Origin of the sequence: Belliella aquatica (genome assembly GCF_014637795.1) — a bacterium.
Lineage (GTDB): Bacteria > Bacteroidota > Bacteroidia > Cytophagales > Cyclobacteriaceae > Belliella > Belliella aquatica.
The window spans coordinates 4,594-16,865 of record NZ_BMFD01000021.1 but is presented as its reverse complement, the minus strand read 5'-3'; the positions used below and the strand labels follow the sequence as shown (position 1 = coordinate 16,865).

The 12,272-nt window shown below is 38.3% G+C and carries 4 protein-coding genes; 1 reads left to right on the top strand and 3 read right to left on the bottom strand.

Annotated features, from left to right (window positions below):
• Positions 1-9,614, bottom strand: a 9,614-nt coding sequence (locus IEV57_RS17735; protein ID WP_229744559.1) for a BspA family leucine-rich repeat surface protein, incomplete at its 3' end; no start/stop codon positions are given.
• A gap of 326 nt (positions 9,615-9,940) precedes the next feature.
• Between IEV57_RS17735 and IEV57_RS17730 the strand changes: the two genes are divergently transcribed.
• On the top strand, positions 9,941-11,200 hold the full coding sequence (locus IEV57_RS17730; RefSeq protein ID WP_188444383.1) for a helix-turn-helix domain-containing protein: 1,260 nt from the start codon (positions 9,941-9,943) through the stop codon (positions 11,198-11,200).
• Positions 11,201-11,236: 36 nt separating this feature from the next.
• On the opposite strand, the gene IEV57_RS17725 is transcribed toward IEV57_RS17730, so the two are convergent.
• Both IEV57_RS17725 and IEV57_RS17720 read right to left on the bottom strand, forming a co-directional pair.
• A complete protein-coding gene (locus IEV57_RS17725) occupies positions 11,237-11,605 on the bottom strand; it encodes a helix-turn-helix domain-containing protein (protein WP_188444382.1) in 369 nt (122 codons plus the stop codon).
• A 423-nt stretch (positions 11,606-12,028) separates the two neighbouring features.
• Positions 12,029-12,272, bottom strand: a 244-nt coding sequence (locus IEV57_RS17720; protein ID WP_188444381.1) for a type IX secretion system membrane protein PorP/SprF, incomplete at its 5' end; no start/stop codon positions are given.

The window sequence follows — 12,272 nt, the reverse complement described above, 5'->3', positions numbered from 1 at the left end:
ACCAATCCAACATATGTGTAAGTCAAAGATGGATTCTCAGAACCATATACTTTATCCATATCATCTGCAGTGATGGTCAAGCTTGCTTTGGTGACTTCCAGTACTCCATCTACCAAGCTGATATCATAATTCGGATCTGATCCTCCCGTCAAGGTGATCGGATAAGTGCCAACTCCTGAACTCATTGTAGCTGTCGTCGTGATACTTGGATCAGTTACCACTTTGGTATCACCATTCACCAATCCAACATATGTGTAAGTCAAAGATGGATTCTCAGAACCATATACTTTATCCATATCATCTGCAGTGATGGTCAAGCTTGCTTTGGTGACTTCCAGTACCCCATCTGCCAAGCTGATATCATAATTCGGATCTGATCCTCCCGTCAAGGTGATCGGATAAGATCCCACTCCAGAATTCGCTGTTGCAGTTGTGCTAATACTTGACTCAGTGGCTACTTTCGTGTCGCCATTCACCAAACCTGTGTAGGTAAAGGTCAAAGCTGGATTTTCGGAGCCATATACTTTATCCTTGTCATCTGCGGTGATGGTTAAGCTTGCTTTGGTGACTTCCAGTACTCCATCTACCAAGCTAATATCATAATTTGGATCTGATCCTCCCGTCAAGGTAATCGGATAAGTACCAACTCCTGAACCCACTGTCGCAGTCGTTGTGACACTTGGCTCAGTGGCTACTTTGGTATCACCATTCACCAAGCCTGAATAGGTCAAGGTTAAGGTTGGATTATCGGAGCCGTAAATTTTGGTCTTGTCTTCTGCAGTGATTGTTAAAGATGCTGGATTTATGATCACGTTTTGTATCACATTTTGTGCAGCAATATATTGATCATTACCAGTTTGACTTGCAGTGATGGTAACCTGCCCAACGCTATGAATAGTTGCCGTATTTCCTGATATGCTCAGTACATTGGAGTCACTACTTTCAAAAGTAATTTCAAGATCTGAGTTTATGCTAGCATTTAAAGCAAATGGAGCATCTCCATAGATTTTATTTGTAATTGGATTGAAGGTGATGATCTGGTTATTTTTGATCGGTCCAAAAAAGCCACTATTTTCAGCGGAACCACTATTTTTGTTGTTTTTAGGCATTACCTCAACCCTAATGAACTTACCCAAATCATCATTAGTCAGTGTATAGTTAGCTGAGGTCGTTCCAGTTATGGCTACTTCTCCGTTTCCATTATTATCATTTGCCCTAAACCATCGAAAAGTTGTTCCTAATTCAACATCACCATCAATATCTTCATAATCATAAGAAGCTGTTAAGACAGCCCCTTCTGTTGGCTCTCCGGTAATTTCTAAACCTATTACTTCTGGTAAATTATCAAACTTAAATACCCTTACATGACCTGCATCAGTGCCATTGTCATCATTTTTTATTGAACCAATGGCTAATGTAGTTCCATCTGCACTTAGGCTTAGGGCTTTTCCAGCTTGATCCCCTTCGGTCACCCCATAGAAATCATCCCCTAGAAGAATCCAATCATTTTCAAATTCTCTATATACCCTTACACGCCCATTTTTTGTACCATCGGCACTTTGAATTCTATCCCCTCTAGCGCCAATTGCTATCACTGAACCATCTGCACTCAGTTCTATCGCTTCACCAGAATAATCTGCCTCTAAATCTCCATCAATATTTGAACCTATTTGAACCCAAGCTTGATCTTCTGCATTCAAACGGAAAATCTTGACTTGGCCAGAACTTATTCCATTGGGATCACTAAATGGAGTTCCTACAGCTAATGTGGAACCATTGGCACTTAGGCTAATTGCCCTACCAAAATCATCATTTTGATTTTCTCCAATCAAATCCTGCCCTACCTGGACCCAATTATTGTTGATATTTTTATAGACTTGAACAAGTCCAAGTCTGGTTAATCCATCTTTACCAAAGTAAGGTTTAGATAATGCAATCATAGAGCCATCCAAATTCAAGCTTATCTTACGACCTGCCGATTCACCCGGATTTCCACTTAGCGTTGAACCTACCTGTAGCCAATCATCATTAGAATATTTATAGATTCTAACGAAACCTTCATAGCCACTACCACCCCTAGCACTAATAGCCAGAACACTACCATCTGCATTGATACTAACATCCCTTCCTAATGTATTCCCAGCCGCATCTCCATTGATAGCTGAACCTAATTGTAGCCAAGTTTGAGAATTACTATCATACTTAAATACCCTAACTTGACCAGAGAATGTTCCTACTTGACTATTCTGAAGCGCGGCCACTGCCAATACAGTCCCATCTGAATTTATACTGATTGCATTTCCTAATTTATTATTGATTGCTACTCCGTTGATGTCTTGACCTAGCTGCACCCAACTTTGGCTATGGAATTCAAATACCCTTACTTGACCTGCACCGCTACCTGCACCGTTTCCATCACTATTTTCAGAACCAATAGCCATAATTCTTCCATTGGCACTTAATGAAATCGAATGTCCAAATTCGTCTCCAGCTTGTCTACCTAGTAGTACGTTTCCTAATTGATAGCTGGAAACATTGTCCCCAAGAGCTACCTCGGGGTATACAAAGATTTTCAAATCCTGAACTGATGTATTACCAGAAACATGAGATGCTGTCACGGTCAACTCGTATACATTATCGCTATTGTCTATCCATACAGGAGATGATATAAAAGTCAATAAGCCTGTCTGCAAATCTATATTGAATGCAGCTGCTTCAACTCCTGAAATAGTATAAGTAATATTAACATCAGGCTCAGCTCCCACTTTTTCGATGGCATCAATATCCAAGACCATATTTGATGGTGAACTCCCTTCTCGAACTACGGCAGTTGCTATATTTTTAAATTGGGGAACAATTTTAAAAAGCCCAGGAATTGGATTCAACTCAGGTTCTAACTCAGGTTCATCATACTCAAATGCTCGCAGGTACGGATAAGAGAAATAGCCACTGGTTGATTCTTTGATCTGCCATACATTTTCAAAATCCCAGGTCGTCTCATTGAGAGCCGTATAAGTAGACAGTGACTTCATTTCAATGCTATTCTTCCCCACTCCAGCATCAATTGTAGGGTCAAATGCCTGACCTGTTGTCTCTGTATCATAAAGACTAGCTTTAATATCTGCTGCATTAAGATCAAGTAGCTTGCCAATCAATCCTCCAACATTTTCTGCTCCAGTTGAATTTGTCTCAATTAAACCAGCGGCATAAGATCTATATATACCAGAGTTATCTGCTAGGCCTACTAAACCACCTACATTATCAGACCCTATAACAGAACTTTTTGCATAAGAATTTAAAATCATTGCATTATTACTTGCAGCAATGTATCCAACTAAACCACCAGCTCCATCAGCAATGGCATTTACCTGGACATTAGCAAAGGAACTTTCTATATAAGGACTTTCCTGTTGTCCAGCTTCGATTACCAAAGTACCTACCAATCCCCCTACTGAAGAATTACCGGTAACCGATCCTGATACTCCCACCCGTAAAATTACTCCGGAACTATTTCCTGCAAGAATACCAACTCCATTGGAACCATTAACAGATGCATTATATAGCAAAAGGTCTTGAACACTAGCACTCTCTTTAATTTCAGCAAATAAACCTATCGTATTGGACGAAGAGCGACTTATTTTAAGACCTTTAATTGAATTCAACTGACCGCCAAAATCTCCCCTAATCGTCCCATGAAACGTGTCAATTGGCATCCACCCTTTACCTCCATCTACAAGACCATTTTCATTCTCTACGAAAAGGTCATACCCTAATGTTTGAGGAGCTAAATCATTCTTGAGTATAAAATGGTCTACAGTTCTGAACCGGATATTGTAAAGGTGCTCCCATGTTTCAATCTGAAAAGGGTTTTCAAATGATCCATCCCCACCTGCAAAGTATTGAATATAGCCAGGAACAGAACCTTGAACAGCATCCCTAAGATACGGGTATGAAGCACCAATTCCTTCTTCTATCTGCCACACATTATCAAAATCCCAATCAACATTGGTAAAAGTTGATAAGAACTTCAACTCAAGAGTTGTTTTCCCCTCCCCTCCCGAAGAACCTGATCTTTGGGAAGTTTCTGTGTCCCAAAAAGAGTCAGTAACCATTCCGTTATCATTAATAGCAACAAAGCCCCCGAAAACACTTAACTTCCCTCCAAAAGGTGTTACTAATCCGGTGCTGTAGGATTTCGAAATCATTCCTGAATTTAACCCTACAAATCCTGCTACTGTGTTACCAGTGACAATTGCGCCTGAATAACTATTCTCGATCAACTCCAGGTTTTCTCCTACCATCCCACCAACAATGTTTGAAGCAATCACGTCCCCATGTGTGTACACTTCACGAACGGTACCCTCATTTAGTCCTGATAAGACACCCACATGAAATCTTCCTAAGACGCTGGCATCTTCCAAACCTAATTTATAAACTTGAGCACCTAAACCAATTTTTCCAAATAGACCAATCTCATCCTCATCAGGTCTATTGATTTGAAGATTATAAATTTTAAAACCATTTCCATTATAGGTTCCACTAAAAAGACCTATGGGTAAAAAACCCGACAAGTCAGCTCCCTCCGGCTCAATCACTCCATCACCATTCCAATCCACAAGCTTGCGGTCTACATCAAAAACAATATCCGATGTCTGGATAAAATGTTTATTCCAGTCCTCCTGGCTATTGGACAGGGCTATTAGGTCAGCTGCGGTTGCTATTTGGAATGGAACTTCAACACTGCCTAATCCTCCTGAATACGGAATTTTCCGTAATCCAGGAACAGGATTCACGGCTGGCTCAACTTCTGGTTCATCATAATCCAAACCTCTCAAATATGGGTAAGAAATATAGCCACTTGATGATTCTTTGATCTGCCATACATTTTCAAAATCCCATCCAGCATCGGTGAAGATGGTAATATCCTTCATTTCGGCAGGAGTTTTGCCAATGGCACCACCATTAGTATTCCCCTGTGCACCCACACCAGATGTTTCCACATCCCAATAGGAATTGGAAATACGATGATTATTGGTCAGACCCAACACTCCCCCGACGTCTTCTTGCCCGATCACCGTCCCTGCGGCATATACACGTTGGATGACAGAGAATGGAGCCATTGCAGCAATTCCACCAAAAGCAGACCAAGAACTACCGGGTGTTCCACCCAGACCACCTTCAACACTCACTAGGCTATAGATATCGCTTAGAGAAGGTGACGGTATTGAAAAACTACCTTCACAGCTGGCTACAAACCCACCAGCAAAAGCGAATTGAGCCCTGACTCTTCCACTAGAAAATATACGCTGAATTTGGGTGTTACCTTGTACTCGAGCCGCTAAACTTCCAACAAAAGCACTGCCATGTATATCGACATCGACCAGCCCAAGATCAAATACTTTGGCATCTCTTAGATAACTAAACATGGCTACATCATCCATCGCCAAATGAATGCTTCTCAGTTTTCGAATCTGCTTACGATTACCATTGAAGATACCACGAAAAGGTTCAGAACTTGTCCCCACTGGCAGCCATCCCATAGTTCCACCTACAAATTCGGCATAACCTTCAATGGTCTCATCTAAATCATTGTTAAGTACAAAATAAGCATCCAGATTCTCACGGATGTTGTAGAGATGCTCCCAGGTTTCAATTTGGAAAGGATCGGCTTCAGTGCCACTGCCCCTTGCATAAAGACTGTTCATCCCTCCATCAATAATTGTCCAAGAAAAATCATCAATTATAGCCTGACGACCTATACTCGCTTCACCGGAAGAATATTGAGTAGGTTTGGCATTAATTCTAAGATTAGGCTGTAAATTAAGTTTACTCCAGGCAATCAATAAGGCATCATAGTTTTCAGAGGTAAGGCCACTTTCAAATAGCATCCCATCCAAACCGGTACCTGGCTCCGGTCTTATGACACTGGTGATATTCCATTTATCCAAGCCCTTCCCTTTAAAAGCACTGGCTCCTTGGAACATTGCAGCCATATTTTTTACTTGACCAACGTCCCAGAGGGTCAAATCTGCATCAAACAAACTAGCCCCATTAAACATTTGTGACATAGTAGTGACATTAGAAACATTCCAATTATCTATACCAATACCTTTAAAGGAACTGGCGTTATAAAACATTTCAGTCATATCATTGACATTATTTACTTCCCATAATGCCAAATCCGAATCAAATAAACTTGCTCCATAAAACATATATGACATATCATTGACATTGGAAACATTCCATTTATCTAACCCACCACCTTTGAATGAACTAGCTTCATAAAACATTCCAGACATATCCTCAACTAGACCAACCTCCCACAAGGTCAAATCTGCATCAAATAATCTTGCTCCATAAAACATGTCCAGCATACTAGTAACCCTAGACACATCCCAACTACCTAAATCCGCTTTAAATAAATCCCCACCAGTGAACATTGACCTGGTATTTGTAGCACTTAGAGTCTGCCAGTTTTCCAATCCTGTACCCTCAAAGGCTGTAGCATTGAAAAACATAAAGTCGAACGACTGCACCTTACTTACATCCCACAATCCTAAGTCAGCATTAAAAGAAGAAGCTCTAGCAAACATGGATGACATGGTAGTGACATTCCTGACATCCCAGTTACCAATAGGCTGATTAAAATCACCTGCATTATTAAACATGCTGGACATATCGGTAATATTACCCGTATCCCACCCACTGATGGCTTGATTAAAAATGCTAGCACCTTCAAACATGCTTCTTAAATTGGCCACAGTGCTAGGTAATGAATTAGGAACCTGCTTCAGATGTGCTGCTCCTTTAAATGCCCCTTTCAAACTTTGAAGACCCAATTCTCCAAAGCTTAACACATCAGTTATAAACTCAGCTCCAGTATATCCAATAGTACCGTTACCAAATTGCTCCAACTCCCCAAAAATTTTAACTTCATAAATACCATCCGCTAATAGAGTATGCTCATGTAAGCCAGCATTAGTGATCATATCAACAGTTCCATCTCCCCAGTCTACAGTCACATCAACGTTTCCAAATAATGGAAGGCTTAGCGTTTTCCCTTCCGAAAGCCTTGTATCAATTCTGAAATAGAAAACTTGATCAACCTGTAATCTACCTGCATCTGTTATGGTCCAATTAAATGAATTAATTAAGACTGACTTCGAATCTTCAGCTTCATCAGATAAGTAATAAATGTATTTTGCATCAAAAACAACATTATGCTTTAACTGCAACTTACTCCAAGCAATTAACAATTGATCATAATCGGCACTACTCATTCCTGTAAGAGTCAAAAATGAAGAGAAATTTGTAACCGAAAGTGGTTTCCATAAGCTTAGTCCTTCACCTTTAAAAGAAAGAGTTCCATAAAAAGTACTTCTCATTGAAGTTACTTTTTCCACGTTCCAACTACTTAAATCTGCATCAAACTTTAAAGCTCCGGAAAGCATTTCTTCCATATCAGTAGCATTGGATACATCCCATTCAGAAAGTCCTTTCCCTTTAAAATCCGAAGCATTCCAAAATACCCTTTTAAAATTTTGCGCACGACTCACATCCCAATTTCCTAAATCCGCATCGAATTTTAATGCAAAATTGAACATCCCAGCAATTTGTTTAAGGCTAGCAGTGTTCCATTTTTCAAGACCCGTTCCCTCAAAGGAAGTGGCACTCGAAAACATGGAGAAAAAATCCTCAACATTACTAACATCCCACATACCCAGATCAGCATTGAAGGAAGAAGCCCCACTAAACATAGAACCCATTGTAGTAACCTTGCTGACATCCCAGCTGCCAATAGGCTGATTAAATGCACTTGCTTGCCAAAACATTCTGGACATATTGGTAATATTTCCGGTATTCCAGTTACTTATGTCCTGATTAAATCTCTTAGCTCCTTCAAACAAACTTCGCACATTAGTCACTGAACTTGGGATTGAAGTAGGTACCTTAGTTAGGTTTATAGCATCAAGAAACGCTCCCTGTAAGCTCTTTAAACCTAAATCACCGAAAGCTTTGACTTCGATTAGGTTCATAGAACCAACATAACCATCTAGTCTATTCCCAAAACCTTCGAGCGAACCGTAAACTTTAACCTCATAAACTCCTGAATTGGTATAGGTATGTTGGTGAATCCCTGCACTCGTAAATTGTTCTAAATTACCATCTCCCCAGTCCACTAAAACATCTACTTGTCCATTTAAAGGCATCGAAATGGTATTCCCAGGTGAAAAATTCAAATTAAACCGTAAAATCATAGGATCTGAAAAAGTTTGAAGCCCAGGGTAGACAGGCAATTCGGTAATGCCCTCATTAGCCCCATAGCGAATGGATCTTGAAAACGGATAGGAGCTAAAGCTATTAGAAAGCTGATTCCAAGTAGCCGAAAAATCCCAATCTAGAAAATTGGAGGAGTTCCGCATTTGAGTTTCTGTCAAAGGCTGGCCAAAAGCACTCGTAGATTGATTAGAAATTGTACTGTTCCAATAATTTCTACCCGCAGCGCCTATAGCAGCCGATCCCGCAAAACCTCCAATATTAGCTCCTGAGCCAGAAACACTCCCTATGGAATAATTAAAACGTATCTGCCCTTTATTTCCAGTTCCACCACCAAGGAATCCACCAATATCATTCAAACCAGTTACAGATCCAAGGGCATAAGAATATCCAATTTGGGGTTCCAAGTTTGATGCTACTTCAAATTCAAAGAAACCAACAAATCCACCAATATAATTACCCCCAGAAACTTTTCCTGTTGAAAATGAATTGAAAATATGTCCGGCATTTCGTCCTACAAAACCCCCAACTTCATTAATAGAACTGACATTCTCTACGGTAACAGTAGAAAACGAAGTCTTTATAACTCCTGAATTACTACCAACTAAGCCACCTATTCTATTGGAATTTTGATTAATAAAGGAAGTCACAGTACCCCTAGAATAAGAATTCTCAATTGTACCTAAAGGCCTATTGACACCTACCAATCCGCCTATACTTAGGCCGCCACCAGACACTTCTATTGACGCATTGGAATTCTTAATCAAACCACTAAAATTCCTACCTACTAAACCTCCTACGTTTATAAAACCATTGATATCCTTACCCAGTGGGTTACCCGTAATCTTACCTGAAACCTTTACGTTAAGGATTTCTCCAAAATTATCACCACATAATCCGCCGGTAGCAAACCCACCATTAATATCAAGATTAGAAATCGTTAAATTTTTAACAATCCCTGATTCACCAATCTTGGAAAACAAACCTGTTCCCACTTTCGAATCCTGCCAAATGGAATTGATATTTGAAATTGTTTTACCATTACCATCATATACACCATTAAATGCATTACTTAGGTAATTTGGAAGTTTAGAGACATCAAAGCCAATAGGGTTCCAGCCTCTACCCACCTGATTGATACTTCCTGATGGTGCCCATGTCCAATCTTTCACCTCCAAAGCATCAATATCATTGACTTGTAGGTAATGATCGTCCAAGCGGTCAATACTCTCTGTTATCCAAAACAAATTTTCTAAGGTTGCAATCAAATATGGCTCTTCAGCAGTACCTTTTCCTAGAGGGGCTTCACTAGATTGGGCATTTAAGGAATTGACCATTAAAAAAGTTAATAATGAAATGATATAAACTCGAGAGCGCCAATCTGACTTTTTCAAATTAGCATAGGGGTTAAGGAGACTTAGTTCGCACCATATTACTCTAAAATTAAAATTGTTAATCCAAGCCTTTATTTTTTGATTTGAAAGTTGATACAATTTGAAAATTAATTTAGTGATTTGACCTAACATGTAAAATTATTAATAAGCTGATTTAAGAATTTTAAGAAAGAATTTATAGATTCAAATTTTATGCTTTAGCTTTGTAAATACCCACCCAATCCAAGCACATTACTCAACATTTCGGAAATGTTTACAATAAAAAATTCATGCAGGAATTGCTCAATAACTCAATAACGCTAATCCAACTGTCTGCACTGATCCTATCCATTGTCCTAATCATACTGGTTAGCAAAAGAGTAGACAAACAGGTCCATGCAGCAAATATTCTGTTAGTCTTTTTATTATTGAATAGCTATGGATTATTTCTTTTTGTTGCATTGAAAGCTGGTATGATAGAGAACCTTTGGTTTCTCTACCGAACAGGATTACCTCCCTCCATGTTAGTACCAGCAGTTGCATATCTATATATTAGAAGTATACTTCGAGATGAAAATAGATTAAAATGGAAAGATAGCCTTCACCTTATTCCATTCTTGATCGCAATTGTTCAATACTTACCTTATTACATAGCACCCGTAGATCAAAAAAAACACCTAGTCAGTAATCTTAACGGTATTTCAGATGAATTGATGCTGACTTTCGGCTGCTTACCAGAGAATCAGTTTGCCATTATTAGAGGATTGATCCTACTATTCTACGCTTACTTGATAGTACCACTAATTTTCGATAAAAATTTTCGATTAAAACATATCTCTAAAGAAGAGCTTAAGCTGGATAAGAAAATCATCAAGTGGATTAAAATTTTTGGCATCAGTTTTTCTTTAAATTGCATAGCTATTGCTTTCTATTTCTTTTTGCAATTCATCCAAAACCAATCCACTGAAAATTTATTTCTAAATATCCTTGGTTTTACAATCGCAATAATTTTCAATGGGACGCTAATCTATTACTCGAGTTACCTTATTTTAAATCCTGAGACGTTGATAGGCTTATATCAAATAAGAAATGTCAATATTACCAAGACAAAAGAAACGCCTTTAAAAGACGATTTTAATGAAGTAATTGAAGCTGTCAAAATGGCGTTTGACATCAATAAAATATATATTAAACCAGATATTAATGTTGAAAAATTGGCCTTCCTAATTGGTCATCCTACTAGAGCTACCTCGTATGTTATCAATAATTATTTTGGAATGAACTTCAATCAATTGATCAATAATTATAGGATAAAAGAAGCTATAAGTAAACTTGAAAATGGATATTTAAAAGAGTTTACAATAGATGCATTGTGGAGTGAAATCGGCTTTTCCAATAGAACAACATTTTATAAAAAATTCAAAGAATTTACAGGTTTGACTCCTATGGAGTTCGTGAAAAAAGACCAAAGCGTTCAAAAGGAGACTCCTGCAAATAAAATTGAAAAAAAGTTATTCAATCATATTGTATCAGACCGGAGGAAAGATTAAAAGTAGATTATTTTGTTAATTGGTCAAATGAGTAATTTAGTAATTATCTAGGCTAGTATTCTCACTAATATATTGGCTGACAGATTTACCCAAACGACTTTTGAAAGCATTAAAAAATGTAACTCTAGATCGAAAACCTACTAACCTTGCATAATCATTAACTTCCAAAGAGTCACCAAAACGAGCTATTTCCTCAAGAACTTTTCTAATTCTGATATCATTCAAATATTCTCTAAAACCAATCCCATACGCTGACTTTATCAGATCTGATAATGACCAACAAGAAATACCTACAGCTACTGCAAGTGTAGTCAAATCAAGATCCAATTGCTTATAAAGCTTTTTGTATTCCATCGCAATTGATAACTTAAATTTGATATCCTCGATTTGTTCTTTTGTAGCCATAGGTATTTGATTAATTATGTGGATTATATTATTTGCAAGGAGGAATAGGAATGTTAAACTGAATAAATTGTTAAAGATAACGTCGTTAAGTGTTTAGCGAATAGTGTTCGTGAATATAATGGAGTAATTTATTTTAACGATTAGCATCCTCTTCTTGGTCTTAGGGCTCTTTGTGTTAAATAAAAAAAGGTTAAAGAAAAAGGCAAAAGGACTAGATTCATAAACATTTGGAAGTCGATTCTTTGAACACTTAAGCTTTAACAATTAATTCTCCCTAATTAAAACCAACTCCTTACAACCTACTTCCCCATTAAAAACAACTAATCAGTTAAGCGATTAAACAATAAGGAGACAGTCATTTAACAGTCCCCCTAACGTCTTAAATCCATACGTCGTAAAGGGTTTGTATCTTTCAAACTCCCCCTACCAAATCATCCCTCTCCTATCTCCAAACAGTGCATAAGTCAACATGAATTCATGCGTCACATTGGGAAGTAAGTAGCTTCTCAGCATCGGCATCTCGTAGATATAACCAATGCGCATCTTGTCGAAGAGCAAGCCAAACTGGAAGTTGTTTGCATAGTCTATTCTATGTCCTCCTCCAATCCAAACCTTTTCTTTCATCACTACTTTAAGGTTGAGTTCTAAGTTGTCTGGTAAGTCAGAT